We start from the raw sequence: 25,762 nt of genomic DNA, 5'->3' as shown, positions 1-25,762 counted from the left end.
ATGGCAAAGCTGACAAAGAAGGCCAAGGCTCTGGCCACCGCCATCGACAAGGAAAAGCTGCACGGCGTGAACGAGGCTCTGGGCCTGGTTCGCACCCATGCGACTGCCAAGTTCGACGAAAGCGTCGAAATCGCCATCAACCTGGGCGTTGACCCCCGTCACGCCGACCAGATGGTCCGTGGCGTCGTCACCCTGCCCGCTGGCACCGGCAAGGACGTTCGCGTCGCCGTGTTCGCCCGCAACGACAAGGCACAGCAGGCGCTCGACGCCGGTGCCGACATCGTGGGTGCCGAAGACCTGCTGGAATCGATCCAGGCCGGCAACATCGATTTCCAGCGCGTGATCGCGACGCCGGACATGATGGGTCTGGTCGGTCGTCTGGGTAAGGTTCTGGGTCCCAAGGGCCTGATGCCGAACCCCAAGCTGGGCACCGTCACACCAAACGTCGCCGAAGCCGTGAAGGCCGCCAAGGGTGGCCAGATCGAATTCCGCGTCGAAAAGGCCGGTATCATTCACGCAGGACTGGGTAAGACCAGCTTCTCGCCTGAAGATCTGCGCAAGAATTTCGATGCGTTCGTCGATGCCATCGTGAAGGCAAAGCCGACCGGTTCGAAGGGCAAATATGTCCGCAAGATCGCGCTGTCGTCGTCGATGGGGCCGGGCGTGAAGGTCGATGTGGCAGAAGTCGCCGCGATCTGATTTTTATGCTATGATCGCAGGGAAAGCCTCCTTCCTCGGAAAAGCGGAAGGAGGCTTTCCTGTTTTCAATTCATCCTCCCCTGCAAGGGGAGGGGGACCGCCAGCGTAGCTGGTGGTTGAGGGGTGTATTCCTCTCATGAGAGGGGGACACCCCTCCGTCGGGGCTACGCCCTGCCACCTCCCCTTTCCAGGGGAGGATGTAAAATCAGGGTGTGTGTGACCTAGCACCCTGAACGCTCCCCAACAGGGCGTAAGGAACAGGTCTTTTGGTATCCGTCGGAATGGCGGGTCGCTATTACCGATGGAACATAATTGCATGGCATTTGATAATCTCCCCCCCGTCCTCGCGCAGGCACTGACCGCCAAGGGCTATGAAGTCCTGACCGAAGTGCAGGCATCGGTCATCGAACCCGAAGCGATTGGCCGCGACATGATCGTGTCCGCCAAGACCGGGTCGGGCAAGACCGTCGCTTTCGGCCTCGCCATGGCGGGCGAACTGCTGAACGAGGAAGGCCGCCTGCCCCCCGCCGCATGGCCGCTGGCGCTGGTCATCGCGCCGACGCGCGAACTGGCGTTGCAGGTCAGCCGCGAACTGGAATGGCTGTTCGCTGGCGTGCGTGCGCGCATCGCCACCTGCGTGGGCGGTATGGACGCGGCCAAGGAACGCCGCGCACTGGCGCAGGGCGCGCATATCGTCGTCGGCACGCCGGGCCGTCTGCGCGACCATCTGGAACGCGGCGCGCTCGACCTGTCGGCGCTCAAGACCGCCGTGCTGGATGAAGCGGACGAAATGCTCGACATGGGCTTCCGCGAAGATCTGGAAGGCATCCTTGATGCCACGCCCGATGGCCGCCGCACGCTGCTGTTTTCGGCGACAATGCCAAAGCCCATCGTCGCGCTGGCCCGCCGTTATCAGAAGGACGCGATTCAAATCGCGACCACATCGACCGAGCGTGGCCATGGCGACATCAGCTATCAGGCGATGACCGTGGCCCCCGCCGACATCGAAAATGCGGTCGTCAATCTGTTGCGCTATCATGAAGCGGAAACGGCGATGCTGTTCTGCGCCACGCGCGACAATGTGCGTCATCTGCATGCCAGCCTGACCGAGCGTGGCTTTGCCGCCGTCGCCCTGTCGGGTGAGCATAGCCAGAATGAGCGCAACCATGCGTTGCAAGCACTGCGAGACCGTCGCGCCCGCGTCTGCGTCGCAACCGACGTTGCCGCACGCGGTATCGATCTGCCCACGCTGACGCTGGTGGTCCATGTGGAATTGCCACGCGACGCAGAAACCATGCAGCATCGTTCGGGCCGTACCGGGCGTGCGGGCAAGAAGGGAACGGCGGTCCTGATCGTCCCCTATCCCCGCCGTCGCCGCGTCGAAGCCATGCTGAAGGGCGCGAAAATCCCCGTCGAATGGACGACGGCCCCCAGCAAGGAAGCCATCGCGCAGCAGGATGCTGAGCGTCTGCGCGCGCAATTGCTGGCGCCTGCCGAACTGGAAGAGTCCGACTGGACGCTGGGCGCCGAACTGTTGGAGGCCAAGAGCGCCAAGGAAATCGCGGCCATGCTGGTCCGCTCCGCCCGCGCCGCCATGCCAGCGCCAGAGGAATTGCTGGACGCCAGCGAAGCCCCCGCGCGTCGCGACGGACCGCGCCCCGGTTTCGAGGATACCCAGTGGTTCCGCATGAATATCGGCCGCACCCAGAATGCCGATCCGCGCTGGATATTGCCGCTCATCTGCCGTCGCGGCCATGTGTCGCGCGGTGATATCGGCGCGATCCGCATCACCACGAACGAAACCATGTTCGAAATTCCAAAGGCGATCGCGACCAAATTCCTGGCGGCGGTCCGCCGTTCGGGCGAGGCAGGCGACGAGGGGGCGGACGTGATGTTCGATCCTGTCGATGGCGCGCCCCGCGAGGAAGCACGCGAAAACCGCAAGCAGTTGCGTCCCGCCAATGGCGACCGTCCCAACCGCACCGGCCCGCCCCGTGGCGGTCCGGGTGCCGGGTCGCGTGGCGGCGCTGCACCGCACAGCCCGCGTCCGTTCCGGGGCGCTGGCGCTGGTGGCCCGCGCAAGGGTCCACCACGCCCGCGCGGCTAAGGGCCTGATAGCCTTTAGGACATATGGGACCGAAAGGGGCCGTCAGTCATTGCTACCCGCATGACTGACGGCCCCTTTCTCATTCCCGTGCTGGGCGACCAGCTGACCCTCGACATCGCGGCGATGGCCGAGGCCGACAAGGCCCGCAGCGTCATCCTGATGATGGAGGTGGCGGACGAAACCACCTATGTCCGCCACCACAAGGCCAAGATCGCCTTCATCCTGTCGGCCATGCGCCACCATGCCGATCGCCTGCGGGCGCTGGGCTGGACAGTCGATTATGTGCGGCTGAACGATCCGGACAACAGCGGCAGCTTCACCGGCGAAGTCATGCGCGCGGTCGAACGCCACCGGCCCTGCGCCGTCCATGTGACGGAGCCAGGCGAGTGGCGGGTTCGCGCCATGCTGGAAAGCTGGGAGCTGCGCCTCGACGTCCCCGTCGTCATCCATGAGGATGACCGTTTCCTCTGCACCCATGCGGAGTTCGACACATGGGCGGCGGCGCGCAAACAGTTGCGCATGGAATTTTTCTATCGCGACATGCGGCGCAAGAGCGGCCTGTTGATGACCGCAGAGGAAAAGCCCGAAGGCGACCAGTGGAATTACGACGCAGACAACCGCAAGCCCGCGCCGCCTCGCGACCTGCTGATGCCGCAACCGCTCCGCTTTGCGCCCGATGCCGAAACCCGCGACGTGATGGATATGGTCGCCACGCGCTTTGCCGATCATATCGGCATTCTGGATCATTTCGCTTTCGCCGTGACGCAAGCGGATGCGCAGCGGCAGCAGCAACGCTTCCTTGATGAAGCGCTCCCCCGCTTTGGCGATTATCAGGACGCGATGCTGACCGACGAGCCATTTCTGTGGCACTCGATCCTGTCGCCCTATATCAATGTCGGCCTGCTCAATCCCATGGAGCTATGTCGGCAGGCCGAGGCGCGCTATCATGCAGGCAAAGCGCCGCTCAACGCGGTCGAAGGCTTCATCCGCCAGATCATCGGCTGGCGCGAATATGTGCGCGGCATTTATTGGCATGAAGGGCCGGATTATGCGCGCCGCAATGCGCTGAACGCCACGCGCGACCTGCCCGGATTCTACTGGACCGGCGACACGGACATGCACTGCATGGCACAGGCGATCGGCCAGACGATCGACCATGCCTATGCCCATCATATCCAGCGGCTGATGATTACCGGCAATTTTGCCCTGCTCGCAGGCGTCGATCCGCATCAGGTGCATATCTGGTATCTGGAAGTCTATGCCGACGCCTATGAATGGGTCGAACTGCCCAACACGCTGGGCATGAGCCAGTTTGCCGACGGCGGCCTGCTGGGGTCGAAACCCTATGCGTCGGGCGGCGCTTATATCAACCGCATGTCGGACTATTGTGGCCAGTGCCGTTACGACGTCAAACAGCGTGTGGGGCCGGACGCCTGCCCGTTCAACGCGCTCTATTGGGATTTTTTGGCGCGCAACGAACGGACGCTGGGCCGCAATGTCCGGCTGGCCCTGCCCTATCGCAACTGGGCGCGCATGGATGACGATACCCGCGCCGCCATCCGGGATCAGGCGGCGCGGTTTCTGGGGACGCTGGATTAGCCCGCCCCGCACAGCGTCAGCATCCGACCGGCCAGCTCACGCTCGCCCATGACGATATGCGCGACACCCAGCGTTTCCAGATGCGCAACTTCGGCATCGGAATGGGCGCGGGCAATGACCTGAAGATTGTCGTTCAGGTGCCGGGCATGTTCATGGATCGCGCCGCCCTCAAATCCTTCAGGCACCGCTATCAGCAGATGGCGGGCTTCGCGAATGCCGGCCTTCAGCAGATATTTGTCCTCCAGCGCATTGCCACGCACGACCGACATGCCCGCTTCCTTGGCTTCATCCACCCTGTCGCCGTCATCCTCGATGATGGTGAAGGCGACCTGCCGTTGGGTCAGCCGATCGGCGATCAGCTTGCCCACGCGGCCATAGCCGACCAGAATGACATGGCCGATCCCTGGCGCAGCGGCGGCCGCGACGCGTGCGTCTTCCTCGTCCTTCTCCTCCTGTTTGCGGCCACGCACCACCATCGAAAACAGAATGGGGTTGAGGAATATCGACACGATCGCACCGGCCAGGATCAGGTCGCGTGCGTCGGCAGGCAGGACGCCAAGGCCCGTGCCGAGCGTGGCAAGGATGAAGGAAAATTCGCCGATCTGCGCCAGGCTGACGGCGATGGTCAGCGCGGTGTCGCCGGGATAGCGGAACAGGCGCACGATGGCGAAGGCGGCGATGGACTTGCCCACGACGATGATCGCCACGGTCGCCAGCAGCGGCAGCGGCTGTTCCCATAGCACGCTGGGGTTGAACAACATGCCCACCGATACGAAGAACAGCACGGCAAAGGCGTCGCGCAGCGGCAACGTCTCCTCCGTCGCGCGACGGCTGAGCGGCGTTTCGCCCAATATCATGCCCGCAAAGAAGGCACCCAGCGCGAAGGACACGTCGAACGCATAAGCCGCGCCGAATGCGACGCCCAGCGCGATGGCAAGGACGGCCAGACGGAACAGTTCACGCGATCCTGTATGGACGACCCAATGCAGTGCCCATGGGATGACGCGGCGACCCACGATCAGCATCAGCGCGACGAAGCCTGCCACCTTGAGCAGTGTGCCGACCAGCGGCGCGATCAACGCCCCTGCGCCGCCCCCTGCGTCCGCGCTGTTCATGACATTGGCGAGCGCGGGCAGCAGGACGAGCGCCAGCACCATCACCAGATCCTCGACGATCAGCCAGCCTACCGCGATCCGGCCCCGCCGTGTCTCGACAAGGTTCGCGCCCTGAAGCGCGCGCAACAGCACCACCGTACTGGCGACCGAGAGAGCCAGGCCGAACACGACGCCGCCCAGCAACGGCCAGCCCATGATCTGCGACAGCCCCATGCCCAGCAGCGTTGCCACCGCGATCTGCACCAGTGCGCCGGGGATGGCGATATATTTGACCGACAACAGGTCTTTCATCGAAAAATGCAAGCCGACCCCAAACATCAGCAGGATGACGCCGATTTCAGCCAGTTCGTTGGCCAGCCCCGCGTCGGCAACGAAGCCGGGCGTGAAGGGACCGACCATGATCCCGGCGACCAGATAGCCGACAAGGGGCGAGAGTTTGAGCCTGTGGGCGATCGCGCCCATGATGAAGGCGACGACGAGACCGGCGACAATGGTCCCGATAAGGGGCGTGTGATGAGGCATGAAAGACTTTCGATCCGGTTCGTCAGGCTGTGTTGCAAGGGCAACGCCGCCTGACGATTTTTTATCCTTGGGCGACGGGCAGCAGCACGGCGGACAGCAGGGCGGCGGCAATGCCCAGACCCGCCATCACGGCGGGCATGAACCACCAGGGCGGGCGACGTTTGCGAGACATGAAGATGCTCCCTAAATCTGACGAAGGTCCGTCGGAGCGGACCGGATGCGTTTCGTCAGAAAGGAAGTGGGGGCGCGCGGGCGCACTTCGCGCCATCGCGCCGGCGTGCGAGGCGCGGGGAGGACACGGACCTAAAGGCTTGTACCGGAACACGGAAGCATAGGAGAAAGACGAGCACCGCCGAGACAAGCGCGACGAACGGCGCAACATGGCTATCCCCATCGCCATCCGGCCGGGTCGGCTGCGCCACCTGCGCGGCGGGCAGCGCGCGCACCTTAAGCACGACATCGCTCGTAGCTGGATTAAAAGCCGATCCAGTCACACGGCTGAGCGGTGGTCCCAGCGGCGCAAGCGCGGACAAAAGCGCCACGGCAATCAACATCCACAGCGTCAGCGCCCACGGGACGGCGGCGATGGCGACGTGCGCCCCTCTACCTTCTGCCCTGTGTTGCCTTGCCATCATGCGATAAATCTGCTCCGTAAGGTCTCAAGATAGAGGTTGGAACCACAGAAAACCAGCCCCGACATCGCCCCCGTAGTTGACAGGCGCGAGTCATTCCCTTACCGGGCCACATTCCCGCGCGGGTCGGCAAGGCAACATGTCTTTGGTGAGCGGCGTAAAGCAGATTTGAACGAGAAGAGATAAGCCATGTTCGCTATCGTGCGCACAGGCGGCAAGCAGTATCGCGTCGCCGCCGGAGACAAGATCGTCGTCGAAAAAATGGCCGGTGAAGCCGGTGACAAGATCACGCTGGACGACGTCCTGCTGGCCGGTGAAAACGGCGAGTTGAAGGATATCGGCGGCCTGACCGTTTCGGCGGAAATCATCGCGCAGGCGAAGGGCGAGAAGGTCATCGTCTTCAAGAAGCGTCGCCGTCATAACTATCGCCGCAAGAACGGCCATCGTCAGCGCCACACGATCCTGCGGATCGTGGCGATCGGCAACGAGGACAAGAAGTCCAAGAAGGCCGCCGCCAAGAGCGAAGACGCAGCCCCGGCCGCTGCCGAAGCCTGATCGCTTCGAACCGGTCGTTTGTTGTTACGCGGTTCCGGCTCTGGTGGATGTGATCATTCGCCTGGCCAACCGTTAAAGTAGGAGTTTGCACAATGGCACATAAGAAAGCAGGCGGTTCTTCGCGCAACGGTCGCGATTCGGAATCGAAGCGCCTTGGCGTCAAGAAGTTCGGCGGTCAGGAAGTGATCGGCGGCAACATCATCATTCGTCAGCGCGGCACCCGCGTCTATCCCGGTCGCAATGTCGGCATGGGCAAGGACCACACGCTGTTCGCACTGGGCGAAGGCCGCGTGGTATTCCACGCTGGCAAGCAAGGCCGCAAATATGTGTCGGTCGACGCACAGGCGCTGGCGGCTGAATAAACGGACGATCGATGACGGATCGTCCCCCGCATAAGGGGCGATCCTCCCGGTAGGGGCCAGTCTGGCACCGCCGGTTTTCGAGGGAAACAAGGGGCGCTCCTTTCATGGGAGCGCCCCTTTTTCCGTTGCGTGATTCTTGCCGGATCGCGACCGACAGACAAAGAGTTATTGCTCCTTCCGATTTCCCTCAAACCTCTGGAACTCCACGCCTTCTCACGCGTCGTGCGGAGCGGAACCTTCCAGAAAAGGAGCGTCGTCAAGCCGTCATCATTGATGGTTATCGGCGCATAAAAAGAGGAGAGACGAATGTTCGCCCGTACCCCCCGCCTGCTCCTGCGTCCCGGCTGGATGGAAGACGCGCCTGCGCTGGCCCACGCCATCGGGGACGTTGCGATCCTGCGCAACCTGACCCGCGCGCCCTGCCCCTATGGGGTGGATGATGCGGGCGAATTTCTGTCCCGTCCGCAGGACGCCCGCCTGCCCCGCTTACTGGCCTTTTCCCGCACACAGGGCGCACCGCGCCTGATCGGCGGCTGCGAAGTCATGCGTGATGAAGATGGCAGTCACGAACTGGGTTACTGGATCGCCCGCCCCTACTGGGGTCTGGGCTTTGCGACCGAAGCGGCCCGCGCCGTCATGGGCATGGCCCACGCCAATGGCGTCACCGCTATCCGCGCCGCTCATTTCGCCGACAACCGCGCATCGGGCAACGTCCTGCGCAAACTGGGCTTTCGCTACACCGGCCGGATCGAACAGCGGTTCAGCCCGGCGCGCAACAGCCATGCCGACTGCCTGACGCTGGAGGAAGGCATGATGCCGGGGTCTTATACCGACCCCGCAGCGGACCTCTACGCCGACGCGATGCCCGCTCTGGCGGCCTGATCGGCGGACGAAACGCCGGGTCCGGGGATGCAGATGCCCCGGACCTGGCGACCAGAACTACATGCCCTGCTTTCGCTCCATCACATGCACGGACTTCTTCTCCATTTGTGTATCGGCGAACGGCGCGAAACCCAGCTTGCCCGCGACCGCAATCGACGCGCCATTGTCCGGCTCGATGATGCAGCGAATCGCCGGGGCATCGAGATAAGCATCAGCCCAGCCCAGCACGGCGGCCATCGCTTCTGTTGCGATGCCCCTGCCCCACGTCTGCGGTCCCAATACCCATCCGGCCTCCGGCACGCCATCCAGTTCAGGCAGGCCGCGCGCGGCGTTCAGCAGCCCCGCCTCGCCCAGAAAAGCGCCGGTGGCCCGATCCTGCACCACCCACATGCCATAGCCCAGCAGCGACCACATGCCCGCATAGCGCAACAGCCGGAACCAGACCGCCTGCGCATCCTGTGGCGATCCGCCGATATGGCGCACGACCTGAGCATCGCTCCATAAGGCGCAAGCCGCGTCGAAATCGCCGACGCCATGCGGGCGCAGTATCAGTCGATCGGTGTGCAACAGCGGGGCAGTCGTCATCCCGCGATAAAAGCCTGACCCCGCCCGATGGTCAAGCCACCGACGCCAGCCCCCTGTCGCTGCGTGCATCGGCATAGTCGCTCTCTGCCCGCCCGATCAAATGCCGGTCATCGACTTTCCACGGATGAAAGCCGGGCAGGAAATAGCCAAGCCACGGACGCGCGACCCGCAGCAATATGCCGGGCCGCACCAGCGCATAATGTAGCAATCCGCCCCACGCCCGCACGCCGGTCACGCCGTCCTGCCGCAGCAGGTCCATCATGCCGCGTGCGCGATGGTGCAGGAAATGCCTGGTCGCGATCAGCATCATCAGCGTCTTGAGCCGCCAGCGCTTCGCCCGGCTCCAGTCGCGTGTGGCGTGCATCCATGTGTCATGCGCCACGCCCTTATGCTCGATTTCCTCGATCGCGTGCCAGCGCCACAGCGCCGCCAGTTCCGGGTCTGCGCCCTTCAGGTGTCGCGGATCGCGCAGCAACTCATGGGCCAGAATCGCCGTGAAATGCTCCAGCGCCATCGTCGCGGCCAGGCTGACGATCGGCGCGCGGCTTTTGGCCATATCCAGCACATGAATGACATCCGCCTCCAGCCGCGATACGTCATAGCCATGGTCGGTCACTTGCCGGTTGAACGCCAGATGTTCGCGGCTATGCGCCACCTCCTGACGAATGAAGGCCGCGATCTCTCCTGCCAGCTTGTCCGGCGCGCCATCGCGAAAGGCGCGAACGCTTTCGATGAAATAAGCCTCCCCGCGCGGGAAGGTGACGGACAGCGCGTTGAAGAAAGCCGTAGCGATCGGGTCCGCGTTCAGCCAATGTCGCGCCGACGCAGCGCCTCTGCCAAAACGGCGGTCGCGGGGGATGATGGTCAGGTCTTTCGGTGTCATGTGCGTAGCCTCTTCTGGTTACTTACATTGATGTAAATAAGAGTTACTTACACTCATGTCAATAAAGCGCTCGCGCCTCACTCCCGACGAAAGCCGCCTCGCCGCGATGGAGGCGGCGCGCGCGCTGTTGATCGAAGCCGGGCCGCAGGCCGTGACACTCAAGGCCGTCGCGGGCAGGATCGGGCGCACTCACGCCAATCTGCTGCACCATTTCGGGTCGGCGGCGGGATTGCAGAAAGCGCTGGCCGCCTATCTGGGCGACACGATCACCGCGACCATCGGCGAGGCGGTCAACGCCGTGCGCCGTGGAGAGGTGGAGCCACGCCGCATCGTGGACATGACCTTCGACGCGTTCGATGCAGGCGGCGCGGGCGCACTGGCCAGTTGGATGCTGGCATCAGGCAATGAAGACGCGCTCGATCCGGTGGTGGAGGCGATCCACCGGCTGGTGGACAAGCTGGCTGCGACCGCGCTGACCCCGCGTCTGGCCGACCTGATCCGCGAACAGACGCTGATGCTGGTCCTCGTGGCGCTGGGCGATTCGCAGATGGGCGGACCGATGGCGTCATCGCTTGGCCTGTCGCGGGAAAAGGCACGGGAAATGGCCACGCGCGGGTTGATTGCCGTGCTGATGGAGGAGGCATCGGCCATGGCCGCACGGGCCGCGCAGGACCGTGACGCGAAAGCGACACAAGCCAAGGTTTAATTCTGCGTCATAAGGCGCTATGGGCCGCCCCATGCATTTTCTCGATCAAGCAAAAATATTCATCAAATCCGGCTGGGGCGGCCCCGGCGCGGTCAGTTTCCGCCGCGAAAAATATGAGGAATATGGCGGCCCGGACGGCGGCAACGGCGGCAAGGGCGGCGACATCATCTTCGAAGCGGTGCAGGGTCTCAACACCCTGATCGACTTCCGCTATACCCAACATTTCAAGGCACCGCGCGGCACGCCCGGCATGGGCAAGAACCGCTATGGCGCGGGCGGCAAGGATCTGATCATCAAGGTGCCGGTCGGCACGCAGATCCTGTCCGACCCCAAGGTGATCGAGGGTAGCGAGGACGAAGACGGCTATCCCGAATATGGCGAGCAGGAAATCCTGGCCGATTTCACCGAAGTGGGTCAGCGCATGACATTCCTGCGCGGCGGCGATGGCGGCCGTGGCAACATGTCCTACAAGACCAGCACCAACCGCGCCCCGCGTCAGCATGGCACGGGCTGGCCGGGTCAGGAAATGTGGGTCTGGCTGCGCCTCAAGCTGCTGGCCGACGTGGGTCTGGTGGGCATGCCCAACGCAGGCAAATCGACGCTCATCAATCAGGTCACGAATACCAAGGCGAAGGTCGGCGCCTATGCCTTCACCACGACCAAGCCGCAACTGGGCGTCGTGCTGCACAAGCAACGCGAATTCGTGCTGGCCGACATTCCCGGCCTGATCGCGGGCGCGGCAGAGGGCGTGGGTATCGGTGACCGGTTTCTGGGCCATATCGAGCGTTGCCGCGTGCTGCTGCACCTGATCGACGCGACCGGTGACGATCCGGTCGAAGCGTTCCATATCGTGCAGGAAGAACTCACCGCCTATGGTGAGGGGCTGGACGAAAAGCCGCAGATCGTCGCGCTGAACAAGGGCGATCTGCTGGGCCAGGAACTGATGGAAGACATTGCCGACCAGCTGCGCGAGGAAGGCGTGGAGGATATCTTCATCATCTCCGCCAGCACCGGCGAGGGGATGGAAGCCCTGCTCGACGCGATCCTGCCGATCGTGGGTGAAGCCAAGGGTGAAGTGATCAGCGAGACGGGGGAAGAAAGCGAAAAGACGTGGTCGCCGATCTAGGCGTCAACTAGTCTACTCCCGTTCGGTTCGAGCTTGTCGAGAACGGCCCGCTAACTTCTCGACAAGCTCGAACCGAACGAATGTAGTTTTAGAATCCATGACCGCCCTCTCCGGCTTTCCCCCCGCCGCCATTCGTCGGCTCGTCATCAAAATCGGTTCGGCCCTGCTGGTCGATCCGGCCGGGGAAGTGCGCGCCGATTGGTTGCGCACGCTGGTCGCCGATGTCGCCGCGCGTAAAGATGCGGGACAGCAGATCATCATCGTCTCGTCCGGCGCGATCGCGCTGGGCGCACGGCGGCTGAAACTGCCCAAAGGCGGTCGCGGCAGTCTGGAAGATGCGCAGGCTGCGGCGGCGACAGGCCAGATCGCCCTGTCGCAATGCTGGGCCAGCCTGTTGCAGGAACGCGGCATCGTCGCCGCGCAGATGCTGGTGACGCTGGACGATCTGGAAAATCGCCGCCGCTACCTTAATGCGTCGGCCACGCTGGAGCGGTTGATGGCGCTGGGCGTCGTGCCGGTGGTCAATGAGAATGACAGCGTGGCGACGGCGGAAATCCGCTTCGGCGATAATGATCGGCTGGCGGCGCGTATCGGACAGGCAGCACGGGCTGACGCAGTTGTCCTGCTGTCGGACGTGGACGGGCTTTACACGGCCAACCCGCAAGTCGATGCGGACGCGATGCTGATAGAGACAATAGACAGGATCGACGCGCGAATCGCGGCCATGGCAGACGGCGGTTCCGCGTCGGGCATGGGTTCGGGCGGCATGACGTCCAAGATCGAGGCGGCAAAGATCGCCACCGGCGCGGGCGCGCACCTTGCCATCATTTCGGGCAAGGTCGATGCTCCGCTGTCCCGATGGGCCGATGGCGGCAAGGGGTCGATCTTCCTGGCCGCCCCGGTCAAGCGCGCGCGCAAGGGCTGGCTGGCCGGGCGGCTGACGGTGCGCGGACGCATCATCGTGGACGCGGGCGCGGAACGGGCGCTAGGCAAGGGCAACAGCCTGCTCCCCGCTGGCGTAGCGAGCGTCGAAGGCATGTTCGCGCGCGGCGACGTGGTGGACATCGTGGCGCAGGACGGGCGGATCATCGCGCGCGGCCTGATCGAATATGATAGCGAGGCCGCGACCAAGATCGCCGGCAGACGCAGCGAGGACATTCCCGCACTGCTGGGCGAAATGCCCCGGTCGGTGCTGGTCCATCGCGACCATATGGCGATGGTCTGACCGCCCATGCCGTTCAGAATTGCCATGACGGGCGCGACGGGTTTCGTCGGCGCGCAGGTGTTGGAACAGGCGCTGGCTGACGGCCTGCGCGTCAATGGCCTGACCCGCAGTGCCCAGCCGCCGCGCGCGCGGCTGAAATGGGTGCCGGGATCATTGGAGGAAGCCGCCGCACTCGACACGCTGGTGCGGGATGCCGACGCCGTGATCCATATCGCGGGCGTGGTGAACGCGCCAGACCGCGACGGGTTCGAAGCGGGCAATGCGCGCGGCACCATGGCCGTGGTGGACGCGATGCGGCGGCGCGGCATCCGGCGGCTGATCCATGTCTCCTCGCTCGCCGCGCGCGAACCGGGCCTGTCGGACTATGGCTGGTCCAAGGAACTGGCCGAACGCCATGTGAAGGCGAGCGGCCTCGATTGGACCATCGTGCGCCCCCCCGCCATCTACGGCCCGAACGACCGCGAAATGCTCGAACTGTTCCGCATGGCCAAGCGCGGCATCATGATGCTGCCGCCGGGCGGGCGATTGTCCGTCATCCACGTCAGCGATCTCGCCCGGCTGCTACTTGGGCTGGCGCAGGAACGCGACGTCAGCCTCGCCCATGTCTATGAAATCGACGACGGCACCCCGAACGGCTGGGATCATAAGGATTTCGGCGCAGCGATCGGCAAGGCGGTCGGACGCAGCGTGAAGACGCTCGCCACCCCCGCCTGGCTACTGGGCGTCGCCGCCCGCACCGACCGCATGATCCGCGGCAAAAACGCCAAACTCACCCCCGACCGCGTCGATTATTTCTGCCACCCGGATTGGGTCGCGGCGACGGCGAGCCATGTGCCGAAGCAACTATGGATGCCACAAGTCACGACGGCGGAGGGACTGAAGGCAACGGTTGAGGCGTATCGCGTGAAGGGGTGGCTGTAGGAACTGTCGATCAAGAAGCGACATGAAGGATCCTCCCCTGCAAGGGGAGGGGGACCGTTCGCAAAGCGAATGGTGGAGGGGTGTCCCCCTATCGAGAAAGCGACACCCCTCCGTCTGGCCTACGGCCAGCCACCTCCCCTTGCAGGGGAGGATGACAGGAAGCGACGGCATGCGGCATCACCACGGAAAAGCGGCGGTAGTTTGCGACACTTGCAGGTATTGACGATTTAGGAACGCGTTCTCACTGTGTGGGGATGAAGGCCATCTTCCCTCTAATGCTGACAGCCGCTGCATTCTGCTCGGATGGACAAGCTACCAATCAGTCATCTTCTAGCAACCGACTGGAAGCGGGGACTACCGCGCTCGCGAAAGTTGCGTTTCGAGGGAGGGTCACGGACGACGCCGACATACTCAACCCTGAGCAAGAGGCGAGCCTGTCCACCCGGTTGCAGGCGTTCGAGGACGCATCTGGTCACCAGATGGTCGTAGTCACGGTGCAGTCGCTTGGGGGACGGGACGTGGCCGTGTTCACAAAGGAGCTTGGCAACACTTGGGGTATTGGAAGAGCCGAACAAGACGACGGGATTATACTTCTTGTAGCGCCAAAAGAACACATGACGCGGATAGAAGTTGGGCTGGGCTTGGAACGGACACTTCCGAACACCTTATGCCAGCAGATAATGGATAATGAGATCATTCCCCACTTCCAGAACGGCGACTATCCGAGCGGCATCAGTGCTGGGGTGATCGCCCTCATCAGCCATGCATCCTAGGGCGAGGACTATGGCTGCTTTCTACCCTTTTCGACCACACCCAAAACGCATCCACCGATTCACCCCGGCTTCTTCGCCCGCTGCTCCGCCAGAAACTCGCTGATCGCCTGCCCGCTCGCATTGAGCAGCGGATAAGTGCGCGCATCCGACAGCCAATCCGGCCGTCGCGCACCGCTGCCGTAGAAGGTGTCGTAGACAAGACTGAACGCCAGGAACATCAGCGTCGCGCCGATCAGGCCCTTCACCGCGCCGAAGCCGCCGCCCAGCACGCGGTCGACCGGCCCCAGCACCGACTGGCGCGTGCGGCGACCGATGGCGTGGGCGATCATCTTGCCCGCGCCGAACGTCACGCCGAACACCAGCACCAGCGCCAGCACCGCCGCGCCGCTGGTCGATCCGACGAGCGGCGTCAGCAATTCCGCCGCAGACGCATGAAACAGGCGGATGGCGAAGATCGCCAGCACCCATGCCATGAGCGAGAGCGTTTCCAGCACAAAGCCGCGCAGCAGCCCCAATATGGTGCAGCCGCCAATGGCGAGCAGGACGAGAATGTCGATCGCGTTCATCGCCAGCGTGGCTATCCGCGTCCCAGCATCTGGTCAACCAACTGTGCGAGGGTGCGGAAACCACTGACCGCGATTCCCTTCACCCCGTCAGCCGCCGCCGCAGGAATGAAGGCGCGGTTGAAGCCCAGCTTGGCCGATTCGCGCAGACGCAGCGGCGCATGGGCAACCGGGCGGATCTCGCTCGACAGCGCGATTTCGCCAAACAGCACGACATCGGACGGCAACGGCTTTTCCGACAGCGCCGACACCAGAGCCGCCGCAACCGCCAGATCGGCGGCAGGGTCCGACAGCCGATACCCCCCCGCCACGTTCAGATAGACTTCGCAGGTCGAAAAGCTCAGCCCACAGCGCGCCTCCAGCACCGCCAGCACCATGGCCAGCCGCCCGCTGTCCCATCCGACCACCGCCCGGCGCGGCGTCGCCCCGCTCGACAGGCGTACGACCAGCGCCTGTATCTCCACCAGCACAGGCCGCGTCCCCTCCAGCGCCGGGAAGACCGTCGCGCCGGTCACGGTTTCGTCGCGATGGGTCAGGAACAGGGCGGACGGGTTGGCGACCTCCTCCAGCCCTTCGGAGACCATGGCGAACACGCCGATCTCGTCCGTGCCGCCGAAGCGGTTCTTGATCGCGCGCAGGATGCGATATTGGTGGCTGCGCTCCCCTTCGAACGCCAGCACGGTATCGACCATATGTTCCAGCACGCGCGGCCCGGCGATGCTGCCATCCTTGGTCACATGGCCCACCAAAATCATCGCAGTCCCACGCTGCTTGGCGAATTTGATCAGTTCTTGGCTCGAAGCGCGCACCTGGCTGACGGTGCCGGGCGCGCCCTCGATCAGGTCGCTGTGCATCGTCTGGATCGAATCGATCACCACCAGCGCGGGCGGCGGCCCTTCCCCCAGCGTCGTCAATATGTCGCGCACCGACGTCGCGCTGGCCAGCATCACCGGCGCATTGCCCAGCCCCAGCCGCTGCGCGCGCAACCGCACCTGATCGGCGGCTTCCTCACCACTGATATAGACGACCGACAACCCGCGCGCCGCGATCCGCGCCGCCGCCTGTAACAAGAGGGTCGATTTGCCGATCCCCGGATCGCCGCCGATCAGCGTGGCCGATCCCGCCACGATCCCGCCGCCCAGCGCCCGGTCGAATTCGGCGATGCCGGTGCTGGTGCGCGGCGGCAGGGCGACTTCGCTGTCCAGCCCCACCAAAGTGATCGCCCGCCCGCCGGTATGCAGATCGTGCCGCGCGGAAAAGACGGTCTCGCCCGCCTCCTCCACGATGCTGTTCCACTCACCGCAATCCTCGCACTGCCCCTGCCACCGCGCGGCGACGGTGCCGCATTGCTGACAGACGAATTTGCGCTTTGTCTTGGCCATGGCGTCGATATGCCGCCATGATGCGAACAATGCAAGAACATTGCCATGACACTGGAAACCTACGTCACCCTCGCGCATTGGTGACCCGATGAAAACAATCCGCGTCGCAAGCTATAATATCCGCAAGGCCATCGGCACCGACCGGCGACGGATTCCCGAACGGGTGCTGGAGGTGCTGGCGGAGGTGGACGCCGACATCATCGCTTTGCAGGAGGCCGACCGGCGCTTTGGCGTGCGGTCCGCCGCGATACCCGCCGCGATGCTGGACCGGCAGAGCGATTATAAATCCGTGCCGATCAATGTGCAGGTCGATTCGATGGGCTGGCACGGCAACGCCATCCTCGTGCGCAAAGCGGCAGATGTCGGCGCGCACGACGTGGTCCATATCCCCTATCTGGAGCCGCGCGGCGCGACCATGGCCGAAGTGTCGGTGAAGGGCGTATCCATGCGCGTATTCGGCATGCATCTCGACCTGTCGGGCCTGTGGCGGCGCAAGCAGGCGGCGGCGGTCATCCATGCCGCCGCGCAGGGGAATGCGATGCCCACCGTGCTGATGGGCGACCTTAACGAATGGAGCGCCAACCGGGGATGCCTGGCCGACTTCGCCCGCCACTACAGTTTTGCCGGATGCGGGCGCAGCTATCATGCGCAACGCCCCGTCGCGCGGCTCGACCGGATCATGCATTGCGGCAAGCTGACCCTGACCGACTGCGGCGTCCATGAAAGCGCGGCGGCGCGTAAGGCGTCTGACCATCTGCCGATCTGGGCCGATTTCAAAATCTGAGGGTTGTTTGAGAATGCGTGGAAGGACGCATTTTGCGGCGGCACCGGCCCGCACCCCCTCCCGGCCTCCCATTCAGGATATTCTGTGGGCGGCCGGGAGGGGGTGCGGGCCGGTGCCGCCGAATGCGCGTATGCGCATCCTCAAACGAACCTCGACAAGTTCCCCGCCCTCTGCGACGTTCGGCGTATGAAGGAGAGAGAACTCAGGCTCGCGCTGGTCTGCTATGGCGGGATCAGCCTGGCCATCTACATGCATGGCATCACCAAGGAGGTGTGGCGGCTCGCACGGGCCAGCCGCGCCTATCATGACGGCGCGCCACCGGGCGAAGGCATAGAGGGCGTCTATGGCCGCCTGCTTGGCGAGATGGAGGCGCAGAGCGGCGTGCGGCTACGTGTGCTGCCCGACATCATCGCCGGTGCCAGCGCGGGCGGCATCAACGGCATCTTTCTGGCGCAGGCGATCGAGACGGGACAATCGCTGGAGCCGCTGACAGCGCTGTGGCTCGACAATGCCGATGTCGACAGCCTGCTCGACCCCGACGCCCGCCCTGCCCGTGCGATGACGAAATTCTGGGCAACGCCACTTGTGTGGATGGCCGCGCGCCGCCCCGGCGACGCGGTGGAACGCACCGTCGCGCCGGACACGCGGGAAGAAGTGCGGATGAAACTCTCCCGCTTCATCCGCTCGCGCTGGTTCGAACCACCCTTTGGCGGAGAGATATTCTCCCACATGCTGCTCGACGCGTTCGATGCAATGGCCGCCGCCCCGCGAGGCAACCCGCTGTTGCCCGAAGGCCATCCGCTCGACCTGTTCGTTACCGTCACCGATTTCGAAGGCCATCCCCAAAGCCTGACACTCAACAGCCCGCCGCAGGTGGTAGAGACGGAGCATCGCCTCTCGATCGGCTTTCGCGCGCGGGGACGGGCGAGCGAGGGTGCGCAGCGCGCCTTTGCCGATCCGGTCGAACTGGTGTTCGCCGCGCGCGCGACGGCCAGCTTCCCCGGCGCATTCCCGCCTTTCACCGTGCGCGAACTCGACCGCGTGCTCAAACGCCGCCATCGCCACTGGGCGACGCGTGACAGCTTCCTGGCCCGCGCCCTGCCCCGCCATGCGGCACGCGGCACGGCGGAGGAGGCGGTGCTGATCGACGGATCGGTACTGGCCAACGCCCCCTTCGCGCAGGCGATCGGTGCGCTGCGCAACCGCCCGTCGCGGCGAGAGGTGGATCGCCGTTTCGTCTATATCGATCCCAAGCCCGGCCACCGCTCGATCCGCCTGAATAAACAGGGCGAACAGGAAGACGCCCCCGCCGGTGCGGACACGCCGCTGCCCGGCTTCTTCCGCACTATCTTTGGCGCATTGAGCGACATTCCGCGCGAACAGCCGATCCGCGACAATCTGGAGGCGATCGACCGTCATTCCACCCGTATCCGCCGGATGCGCCGCATTCTCGACGCGCTGCGGCCCGGCATCGAGGCGGAGGTGGAAAGCACGATCGGCGGCATGTTCTTCCTCGATCGCCCCACCCCCGCCCGCCTGTCCGCCTGGCGCGCCAAGGCGCAACAGCGCGCGGCGGGATCGGCCGGGTTCGCCTTTCCCGCCTATGGCCATCTCAAACTGTCGGGCATCGTCGAATCGCTCGCCAACCTGCTGTTCCACCTGTCGGGCGAAGACAGCATGATGATGCGGGACGCCTATCGGCAGGCGATCTGGGCACAGATCCGCAGTGACGGCGCGGATCAGTTGACCGACAAGGATGGCGCATCGTCCGCCCCCGTCACTTTCTTTCGCACCCATGACCTTGCCTTCCGCATCCGCCGTCTGCGCTTTCTGGCGCGGCGGCTGGCCGAAACGCTGGAAAGCGACGAGGACGCACAGGCGGGCGATGTGCAGGCGATGCACGATGGCATCTATGCCGCGCTGGCGCTTTACGCCGAATGTGAGGATAGCGATTTCCATGGGGCTGCGGTCGTTGCGGCTGCCCGCGAAGTCCCCAACGACGCGGCGGCGGCGCTGGCGGCTGTCGCACAGGAACGCGGCCTTCAGGCGCGCGACGATGCCGCCGACCGCATCCTTGCCGACGCCTTCGCCGCCCTGCCAAAGGGGTCGCGGCGAACCATGCTGCTCGCCTATCTCGGCTTCCCATTCTACGACATCGCCACATTACCGTTGCTTCAGGGTGACAGTGTCGATGAATATGATCCGGTGAAGGTCGATCGGATATCGCCCGAAGATTGCTCGGCGATCCGGTCGGGCGGCGCGCAGGCGACACTCAAAGGCATTGAATTCAACAATTTCGGCGCCTTCTTTAGCAGGGTCTATCGCGAAAACGATTATCTCTGGGGTCGTCTGCACGGTGCGGAGCGGCTTCTGGACATCGTGATTTCGGCAATGCCCGCAGCAAGCCGTCTTTCGTCCGATCATGTTCACGCCTATAGGCGAGCCGCTTTCCTGGCGATCCTGGACGAGGAAGAGTCGCGACTGACTCATGCGTCCGATCTAATCGCCAGCTTGCGGGAGGAAATCGGTTGAGCAGGCGTTCGAAGCTGGTTCCGATGGTCATGATGCTGGCGCTCGTCGCTGGCTGCCGTGCGTCCGATGAAGGGGCGCAGGCGGACAATAGCGTTGCGCCTCAGCCTGTCGCCGTCGCCGCTGCGGCACCCCCCGCCCCGCCGCCGCCAGCGCCCATTGCCACGCCACCCGCAAAGCCCGCACCGACCGTCATCGTCCGCGCCCAGCCAGCCCCGGAATTTCCGCTCGACCTGCCCCCGTCCGACGTCGCCGCCAGCGCCGCGCCCTTCCCACGCGAAGTGACGCAGTTCATGGTGTCGCGCGACGGATGCGACCATTTTCGGGGCGAGGAAGCCTATGATGCGGAACGCCGCGCCTATATCGACGAAAGCGTCGCCGAACTATGTCAGGGGTCGGACGCAAAACTGGCGATGCTGCGGCGGCGCTATTCGGGCGACCCGTCAGTCATTGCCGCGCTGCGTGGCTATGAGGACCGGATAGAGGATCACGCCGACGATTGATCGTTCAGCGATGAACGCTCAGGGCAGCAGCGCGTCGATGGCATGGGCCAGGTCGATGTCGCGCTGCGACAGGCCACCGGCGTCATGGGTGGTCAGCGTTATGACAACGCGGTTGTAGACATTCGACCATTCAGGATGATGATCCGCCTTTTCCGCCAGGATGGCGACCCGCGTCATAAATCCGAAGGCGGCAACGAAATCGGGGAAAGTGAACTTCCGCACAATCCCGTCCGGTTCGGACACCGCCATCCATTCGGGCAGCTCGGCCAACGCCAGCGCACGCGCCTCATCATCCAGTTTTTCGATCATCGGCGGTACTCCATCAAAATCTTTGGCCTCATGACGGGCTTTGGCTTATGTGACAGCCATGTCGCATCATGGTCAACCACCCCGCTTAGCGCCCACCCCGCAGGATATAGAGACGCTGGCGCTGGAGGCGTTGAGCCGCCTGCCCGAACCGTTTCGCGACCATCTGGCCCATGTCGTGCTGTTCGTACAGGAATTTGCCGACGCCGATATCCTCAAGGAGATGGAGGTCGACGATCCTTTCGGGCTGACGGGCCTCTATACCGGCCGCCCGGTGGGCCAGGAAGCACAAAGCGGCGATCCACCACCGACCGTCCATCTGTTCCGCCGCCCCCTGCTGGACGAATGGGTGGAAACGGGTGTGCCGCTCGACGTTCTGATCAACCATGTCGTGGTGCATGAAATCGGCCATCATTTCGGCCTGTCGGACATCGACATGCATGTGCTGGAGGATATGGTCGCTTCATGACGCGCGCGGGGTTGCGTCTTACCGACCTTGCCTGCCTGCGCGGCGGGCGGATGCTGTTTCGCGGCGTGTCGCTGGCGCTGGAGCCGGGCGAAGGCGCGTTGCTGGTCGGGCCGAACGGCGTGGGAAAATCCAGCCTGCTACGGATATGCGCAGGCCTGCTTCCGGCCTTTTCCGGAACGATAACGCGTCGCGGTAGCATCGCGCTGGCCGACGACCGCCTTGCGCTCGATATGGAAAGACCTCTGGTCCTCACTCTGGAATTCTGGGCGCAACTCGACCGCGCCGAACCCGCCAAACTCGCCGCTGCGCTGGACGCCATGGCCCTGACGCCACTGGCCTACGTGCCCGTGCGGATGCTCTCCACCGGCCAGCGCAAGCGGGCAGCGCTGGCGCGAGTGATCGCATCGAACGCCGACATCTGGCTGCTGGACGAACCGGCCAATGGCCTGGATGCGGCATCGACCGACTTGCTGGGCGCCGCAGTCAGGCGGCATCTGACGGCGGGCGGCATCGTCCTGGCCGCCTCCCACCAACCCCTGCCAATCGACGGCCCGGTGACGATCGCCTTGCAGGACTATCAGGCTACCGACGACCGGGCGGACGCGGCATGAGGACGCTCTGGCTACTGGCGCGCCGCGATCTGTATCAGGGCTGGCGATCGGCGGGCCTGTGGCTCCCGGTCGCCTTCCTGCTGCTCGTCGCCAGCCTCTACCCCTTCGCCGTCGGACCCGATGCCGCCCTGCTCGCCCGCACTGGCGGCGGCATGATCTGGATCGCCGCGCTGCTCGCCAGCCTGCTGCCCATAGATCGACTGGTCGCGCCGGACAGAGACGCGGGCATATTGGACCAGATCGCCCTGCGCGGCATTGGCGAGGAAATGGTCGTGATCGCCCGCCTTGTTGCGCATTGGCTCAGCTTCGGCCCGCCGCTCATGGCCGCCACCCTGCCCGCCGCCTTACTACTCAAACTCGACGGGGGCACGATCGTGAAGCTGGAAATGGGACTGGCGGTCGGCACGCCCGCGCTGGCGGCACTCGGCCTGCTGGTCGCTACGCTGACGGCGGGACTGCGGTCCAGCGGAGCGCTGGCAGGGCTGCTGGCGTTGCCACTCGCGGTGCCCTTACTCATCTTTGGCGCAGGTACGCTGGGCGATGGCAGCGGCGCAGCGTTCAAATTCTTGGGCGCCGCATCACTCCTGCTGATCGCGATCACCCCCTTCGCCGGGGGTGCGGCGATTCGCGCCGGGCGGGAGTAGCAACGCTCCGCTCGACATAGGACGACCTGTGGGCCAAAGGCGGCGGCATGTTCGGTCTCGGTGCCTCCATCCTGTTCGTCCTCATCTGGTCCACTGGCTTCATCGTCGCCCGCGCCGTGGTGCCGCATGGGGCGCCCGAACTCATCCTTGCGATCCGGCTGCCCCTTACCACCCTGCTGTTGGGGGGCTGCGCGCTCTATGCGCAGCAGGCTTTTCCACGGGGCAAGCGGCTGGCGCTGCATCTGGCCGCCGGGGCCATGCTCCACGGCCTGTACCTGACGGTCAGCTGGTGGGCGGTCAGTCGGGGCATGCCTGCCGGCGTCATGTCCCTGCTGGGGTCGCTGCAACCGCTGATGGTCGCGGTGGCGAGCGTGGCCTTGATGGGCGAAAAGTTGCCCGGCCGGGCCTGGGCAGGGCTGGCGATCGCGATCACCGGAGTCGCCTGCGTCCTGCTGCCCGCGCTGGAGCGCACTGGCGTAGGGTCGATCACGCTCATCCCCATGGTCGCGGGGATCGCCGCGATCATCGCCATGACCGGCGGCACGCTGATCCAGCGTGGCGCGATCGCGGGCGACCCTATCCTGATGTCAGGTGCGGTGCAGAATCTGGGCGGCGCGCTGGTCGCGATCCTTGCCACGCTGATCGTGGGCGAATGGCGGTGGGACAATGCCCCGGTCCTGTGGTTCGGGCTTGGCTGGTCGGTGCTGGGCCTGTCGGCCGCGGGCCTTAGCCTGCTGGTCTGGCTGGTGCGGCATCAGGGACCAACGCGCATGTCGATGCTGCTGCTGCTCGTCCCGCCGCTGGCCGCCATCGAAGCCTGGCTCCTGTTCGGCGAGCGGCTGGGACCGGTGCAACTGGCCGGATTCGCGCTGGCGCTGGGTGGCGTGCTGCTGGGGCGGTCACAGCCCCGGCGCGCGGAACTGACCGAACCGGCCTGAACGGCGCAAGGGGTCAGGCGTCACGCAACCGTTCATGATGGCGGATCACTTCATCGATGATGAAGCGCAGGAATTTCTCGGTAAAATCCGGGTCCAGCTTCGCGTCGAGCGCCAACTGGCGCAGGCGGGTGATCTGCTGCTCCTCGCGCCCTGCGTCGGCGGGCGGCAGGGCATGGGTGGCCTTATATTCGCCCACGGCCTGCGTCACCTTGAATCGCTCAGCCAGCATGAACACCAGCGCCGCGTCGATATTGTCGATGCTTTCGCGATAGCGTTGCAGGGTGTCGTCCATGTCGGTCCTTCCACACGGGCCATCGCAGCAGGCACCGGTTTTCCGCCCGCCTGCGATGCGTCCATCAAATGTTCGGCGCGTCTTTTGCCCCATCCGGCGGAGCGCGCAAGCTATTCCCGCTTGCCATCTGCTTTTCCCGCCGCCAAGGGACGCAGGTCATGACAGCACCAGCCCCCGGTAACGTCCACCCCATCGCCCGCGCCAATGGCGCGCCCTCGCTCGCCCCGATCATGTCGCTGGTCGCAGGCGGCATGAATCAGGTCAACGCCGTGATCGTGGACCGCATGCAATCGCGCATCCCGCTGATCCCCGAACTGGCCGGACATCTGATCGCCGGCGGGGGCAAGCGATTGCGCCCGATGCTCACCCTCGCCTGCGCCGATCTGGTCGGCTATGCAGGCAATCGCCATTACAAGCTGGCGGCCGCGGTGGAATTTATCCACACCGCCACGCTGCTGCACGACGACGTGGTCGATGGATCGGGCCTGCGCCGTGGGCGCAAGACCGCCAACATCATCTGGGGCAACAGCGCCAGCGTGCTGGTGGGCGACTTCCTCTTCTCCCGCTCGTTCGAACTGATGGTGGAAGCGGAATCGCTCAAGGTGCTGCGCATCCTGGCCGACGCATCCGCCGTGATCGCGGAGGGCGAGGTCAACCAGTTGACCGCCCAGCGCAAAATCGACACGAGCGAGGACCAGTATCTCGACATCATCGGCGCCAAGACCGCCGCGCTGTTCGCCGCCGCATGCCGCATATCCGCCGTAGTCGCCGAACGCGGTGAAGCGGAAGAGCAGGCGCTCGATGTCTATGGTCGTAACCTTGGCATCGCGTTCCAGTTGATCGACGATGCGATTGATTATGAATCCGACGGCGCGACCATGGGCAAGGATGCTGGCGACGACTTCCGCGATGGCAAGGTCACTCTGCCGGTCATTCTGGCCTACGCCCGTGGCAGCGAAGAGGATCGTGCCTTTTGGAAAGCGGCGATCGCAGGGCACAAGATCAGCGACGACGATCTGGCCCACGCGACCGACCTGCTGCGCAAGACAGGGGCGATCGGCGACACGATGGCCCGCGCACGACTATATGGTCAGCGCGCGATCGACGCGCTGGGCATGTTCCCCTCTGGCAATGTCCGCGCCGCGCTGACCGAAGCAGTAGAGTTCGCCATCGCGCGCGCCTATTGAGGACAAGGCGGCGAATGATCGTTGGATCGGATGCCCCTCCTCGCTCTTCGCCTGCGCGCGTTCGAAAGCCCGAATGTCAATGATCCTGTCGCCTGAAACCCTTGGCTTTCTGATGGCTGCCGCGCTCATGGCCGGATGTATCGACGCGATGGCAGGCGGCGGCGGCCTTATCACCCTGCCCGCGCTGATGGCGGCGGGCATTCCGCCCGTTCAGGCGGTCGCGACCAACAAGCTGCAAAGCTGTTTCGGCACCTTCGGCGCCTGCGTCGCCTATGCCCGGCGCGGTCATATGGACCTTAAGACCTACAGGGCGCCGGTCATCGCGGCCTTTGTCGGATCGGTGGGCGGCGCGTGGCTGTTGCAGCGGGTCGATCCGTCGATTCTCGCTGGATTGATGCCTGCCCTGCTGATCGTCATCGCCGCCTATTTCAGCTTCTCCCCCAAATTGGGCGATGCCGACCGCCATGCGCGCGTCGGCATGGTGGCTTTGAGCGCAATGGTCGGCGTCATCGGCTTTTACGACGGCTTTTTCGGGCCGGGTGCGGGCGCGTTTTACACCACCATCTTTCTGGCGATGGGAGGCTTGTCCATCCTGCGTGCGACGGCCCAGACCAAGGCCGCCAATTTCGCCAGCAATGTCGCGGGTCTGTTGACGATGTTGGCGGGCGGACATGTGCTGTGGGTCGCGGGCCTGACCATGGCGGTGGGCAGCATCGTCGGTGGACAGGTGGGATCTCATCTGGCGATGCGGTTCGGATCCCGGCTGATCAAGCCGCTGCTGATCGTCATGTCCCTCGCCCTGACGGCCAAGATGCTGCTGGACCCGAAGAACCCGATCCACATCTATCTATTCGGCTGAAAC

28 protein-coding genes are annotated in these 25,762 nt (G+C 64.6%); 20 read left to right on the top strand and 8 right to left on the bottom strand.

The window, feature by feature from the left end; genetic code table 11:
* From rplA to WA070_RS18415, 3 genes are all read left to right on the top strand, one after another.
* Nucleotides 1–699 carry a 50S ribosomal protein L1 gene (rplA, locus tag WA070_RS18425; protein ID WP_422635355.1) on the top strand — a complete coding sequence of 233 codons (699 nt, stop codon included), beginning with the start codon at nt 1–3 and terminating at the stop codon, nt 697–699.
* Nucleotides 700–1,015: 316 nt separating this feature from the next.
* Nucleotides 1,016–2,806 carry a DEAD/DEAH box helicase gene (locus WA070_RS18420; protein ID WP_422635354.1) on the top strand — a complete coding sequence of 597 codons (1,791 nt, stop codon included), beginning with the start codon at nt 1,016–1,018 and terminating at the stop codon, nt 2,804–2,806.
* A gap of 60 nt (nt 2,807–2,866) precedes the next feature.
* Nucleotides 2,867–4,405 carry a cryptochrome/photolyase family protein gene (locus tag WA070_RS18415; RefSeq protein ID WP_422635353.1) on the top strand — a complete coding sequence of 513 codons (1,539 nt, stop codon included), beginning with the start codon at nt 2,867–2,869 and terminating at the stop codon, nt 4,403–4,405.
* Here WA070_RS18415 and ybaL read toward each other — a convergent pair.
* Complete coding sequence (gene ybaL, locus WA070_RS18410; RefSeq protein WP_422635352.1) at nt 4,402–6,042, bottom strand: YbaL family putative K(+) efflux transporter; 1,641 nt, start codon at nt 6,040–6,042, stop codon at nt 4,402–4,404. The genes WA070_RS18415 and ybaL overlap by 4 nt on opposite strands.
* A gap of 227 nt (nt 6,043–6,269) precedes the next feature.
* On the bottom strand, nt 6,270–6,677 hold the full coding sequence (locus WA070_RS18405; RefSeq protein WP_422635351.1) for a hypothetical protein: 408 nt from the start codon (nt 6,675–6,677) through the stop codon (nt 6,270–6,272).
* A gap of 186 nt (nt 6,678–6,863) precedes the next feature.
* Here WA070_RS18405 and rplU point away from each other — a divergent pair, with 186 nt between their 5' ends.
* From rplU to WA070_RS18390, 3 genes are all read left to right on the top strand, one after another.
* Nucleotides 6,864–7,229, top strand: a complete 366-nt coding sequence (rplU, locus tag WA070_RS18400; protein WP_422635350.1) for a 50S ribosomal protein L21 — start codon at nt 6,864–6,866, stop codon at nt 7,227–7,229.
* Nucleotides 7,230–7,321: 92 nt separating this feature from the next.
* Complete coding sequence (rpmA, locus tag WA070_RS18395; protein ID WP_422635349.1) at nt 7,322–7,591, top strand: 50S ribosomal protein L27; 270 nt, start codon at nt 7,322–7,324, stop codon at nt 7,589–7,591.
* Nucleotides 7,592–7,897: 306 nt separating this feature from the next.
* Entirely contained in the window at nt 7,898–8,473 is a 576-nt protein-coding gene (locus tag WA070_RS18390; protein WP_422635348.1) for a GNAT family N-acetyltransferase, read from the top strand.
* A gap of 57 nt (nt 8,474–8,530) precedes the next feature.
* Here the strand turns inward: WA070_RS18390 and WA070_RS18385 are convergent, their stop codons facing one another.
* Both WA070_RS18385 and WA070_RS18380 read right to left on the bottom strand, forming a co-directional pair.
* Nucleotides 8,531–9,058 carry a GNAT family N-acetyltransferase gene (locus WA070_RS18385; protein WP_422635347.1) on the bottom strand — a complete coding sequence of 176 codons (528 nt, stop codon included), beginning with the start codon at nt 9,056–9,058 and terminating at the stop codon, nt 8,531–8,533.
* A gap of 31 nt (nt 9,059–9,089) precedes the next feature.
* On the bottom strand, nt 9,090–9,941 hold the full coding sequence (locus WA070_RS18380; protein ID WP_422635346.1) for a metal-dependent hydrolase: 852 nt from the start codon (nt 9,939–9,941) through the stop codon (nt 9,090–9,092).
* A gap of 55 nt (nt 9,942–9,996) precedes the next feature.
* Between WA070_RS18380 and WA070_RS18375 the strand changes: the two genes are divergently transcribed.
* The 5 genes from WA070_RS18375 to WA070_RS18355 all read left to right on the top strand — a co-directional run bounded on the left by WA070_RS18375 (nt 9,997) and on the right by WA070_RS18355 (nt 14,692).
* On the top strand, nt 9,997–10,647 hold the full coding sequence (locus WA070_RS18375) for a TetR/AcrR family transcriptional regulator (protein WP_422635345.1): 651 nt from the start codon (nt 9,997–9,999) through the stop codon (nt 10,645–10,647).
* A gap of 31 nt (nt 10,648–10,678) precedes the next feature.
* Nucleotides 10,679–11,773, top strand: a complete 1,095-nt coding sequence (gene obgE / locus WA070_RS18370) for a GTPase ObgE (protein WP_422635344.1) — start codon at nt 10,679–10,681, stop codon at nt 11,771–11,773.
* A 97-nt stretch (nt 11,774–11,870) separates the two neighbouring features.
* Complete coding sequence (gene proB / locus WA070_RS18365; RefSeq protein WP_422635343.1) at nt 11,871–12,998, top strand: glutamate 5-kinase; 1,128 nt, start codon at nt 11,871–11,873, stop codon at nt 12,996–12,998.
* A 6-nt stretch (nt 12,999–13,004) separates the two neighbouring features.
* A complete protein-coding gene (locus tag WA070_RS18360; protein ID WP_422635342.1) occupies nt 13,005–13,919 on the top strand; it encodes an NAD-dependent epimerase/dehydratase family protein in 915 nt (304 codons plus the stop codon).
* A gap of 254 nt (nt 13,920–14,173) precedes the next feature.
* Nucleotides 14,174–14,692, top strand: coding sequence for a TPM domain-containing protein (locus WA070_RS18355; RefSeq protein WP_422635341.1), 519 nt, complete (start codon nt 14,174–14,176; stop codon nt 14,690–14,692).
* Nucleotides 14,693–14,751: 59 nt separating this feature from the next.
* Here WA070_RS18355 and WA070_RS18350 read toward each other — a convergent pair whose 3' ends face one another.
* Nucleotides 14,752–15,258 (bottom strand): CvpA family protein, encoded by a 507-nt coding sequence (locus WA070_RS18350; RefSeq protein ID WP_422635340.1) that lies wholly within the window; start codon nt 15,256–15,258, stop codon nt 14,752–14,754.
* An 11-nt stretch (nt 15,259–15,269) separates the two neighbouring features.
* The gene (radA, locus tag WA070_RS18345) at nt 15,270–16,637 is read right to left on the bottom strand and encodes a DNA repair protein RadA (protein ID WP_422635339.1); all 1,368 of its coding nucleotides are present in this window, start codon (nt 16,635–16,637) and stop codon (nt 15,270–15,272) included.
* Between the two features lie 88 nt (nt 16,638–16,725).
* Between radA and WA070_RS18340 the strand changes: the two genes are divergently transcribed.
* The 3 genes from WA070_RS18340 (at nt 16,726) to WA070_RS18330 (ending at nt 20,453) form a co-directional block, all read left to right on the top strand.
* Nucleotides 16,726–17,421, top strand: coding sequence for an endonuclease/exonuclease/phosphatase family protein (locus WA070_RS18340; protein WP_422635338.1), 696 nt, complete (start codon nt 16,726–16,728; stop codon nt 17,419–17,421).
* Between the two features lie 186 nt (nt 17,422–17,607).
* On the top strand, nt 17,608–19,953 hold the full coding sequence (locus WA070_RS18335; protein WP_422635337.1) for a patatin-like protein: 2,346 nt from the start codon (nt 17,608–17,610) through the stop codon (nt 19,951–19,953).
* 29 nt (nt 19,954–19,982) lie between these two features.
* On the top strand, nt 19,983–20,453 hold the full coding sequence (locus WA070_RS18330) for a hypothetical protein (RefSeq protein ID WP_422635497.1): 471 nt from the start codon (nt 19,983–19,985) through the stop codon (nt 20,451–20,453).
* An 18-nt stretch (nt 20,454–20,471) separates the two neighbouring features.
* Here the strand turns inward: WA070_RS18330 and WA070_RS18325 are convergent, their stop codons facing one another.
* Nucleotides 20,472–20,762, bottom strand: a complete 291-nt coding sequence (locus WA070_RS18325) for a 4a-hydroxytetrahydrobiopterin dehydratase (protein WP_422635336.1) — start codon at nt 20,760–20,762, stop codon at nt 20,472–20,474.
* A 58-nt stretch (nt 20,763–20,820) separates the two neighbouring features.
* Between WA070_RS18325 and WA070_RS18320 the strand changes: the two genes are divergently transcribed.
* Genes WA070_RS18320 through WA070_RS18305 form a run of 4 tightly spaced genes read left to right on the top strand, consistent with a single transcriptional unit; the run spans nt 20,821 to nt 23,421 of the window.
* Nucleotides 20,821–21,228 carry a metallopeptidase family protein gene (locus WA070_RS18320; protein WP_422635335.1) on the top strand — a complete coding sequence of 136 codons (408 nt, stop codon included), beginning with the start codon at nt 20,821–20,823 and terminating at the stop codon, nt 21,226–21,228.
* Complete coding sequence (ccmA, locus tag WA070_RS18315) at nt 21,225–21,839, top strand: heme ABC exporter ATP-binding protein CcmA (RefSeq protein ID WP_422635334.1); 615 nt, start codon at nt 21,225–21,227, stop codon at nt 21,837–21,839. The genes WA070_RS18320 and ccmA overlap by 4 nt, the downstream gene beginning before the upstream one ends.
* A complete protein-coding gene (locus tag WA070_RS18310; RefSeq protein ID WP_422635333.1) occupies nt 21,836–22,483 on the top strand; it encodes a heme exporter protein CcmB in 648 nt (215 codons plus the stop codon). The genes ccmA and WA070_RS18310 overlap by 4 nt, the downstream gene beginning before the upstream one ends.
* A 47-nt stretch (nt 22,484–22,530) precedes the next feature.
* A complete protein-coding gene (locus WA070_RS18305; RefSeq protein WP_422635332.1) occupies nt 22,531–23,421 on the top strand; it encodes a DMT family transporter in 891 nt (296 codons plus the stop codon).
* Between the two features lie 13 nt (nt 23,422–23,434).
* Here WA070_RS18305 and WA070_RS18300 read toward each other — a convergent pair whose 3' ends face one another.
* Nucleotides 23,435–23,713 (bottom strand): chorismate mutase, encoded by a 279-nt coding sequence (locus WA070_RS18300; protein ID WP_422635331.1) that lies wholly within the window; start codon nt 23,711–23,713, stop codon nt 23,435–23,437.
* A 158-nt stretch (nt 23,714–23,871) separates the two neighbouring features.
* On the opposite strand from WA070_RS18300, the gene WA070_RS18295 reads away from it, so the two are divergent.
* Nucleotides 23,872–24,900: a polyprenyl synthetase family protein gene (locus tag WA070_RS18295; protein WP_422635330.1), complete on the top strand. Its 1,029-nt coding sequence runs from the start codon at nt 23,872–23,874 to the stop codon at nt 24,898–24,900.
* 79 nt (nt 24,901–24,979) lie between these two features.
* Complete coding sequence (locus WA070_RS18290; protein WP_422635329.1) at nt 24,980–25,759, top strand: TSUP family transporter; 780 nt, start codon at nt 24,980–24,982, stop codon at nt 25,757–25,759.
* The last annotated feature ends 3 nt before the right edge of the window (nt 25,760–25,762 follow it).

It is taken from the genome of Sphingobium sp. (genome assembly GCF_049304695.1).
GTDB lineage: Bacteria > Pseudomonadota > Alphaproteobacteria > Sphingomonadales > Sphingomonadaceae > Sphingobium.
The sequence above is the reverse complement of the archived record's forward strand: the minus strand, read 5'-3'. Positions and strand labels throughout refer to the sequence as shown.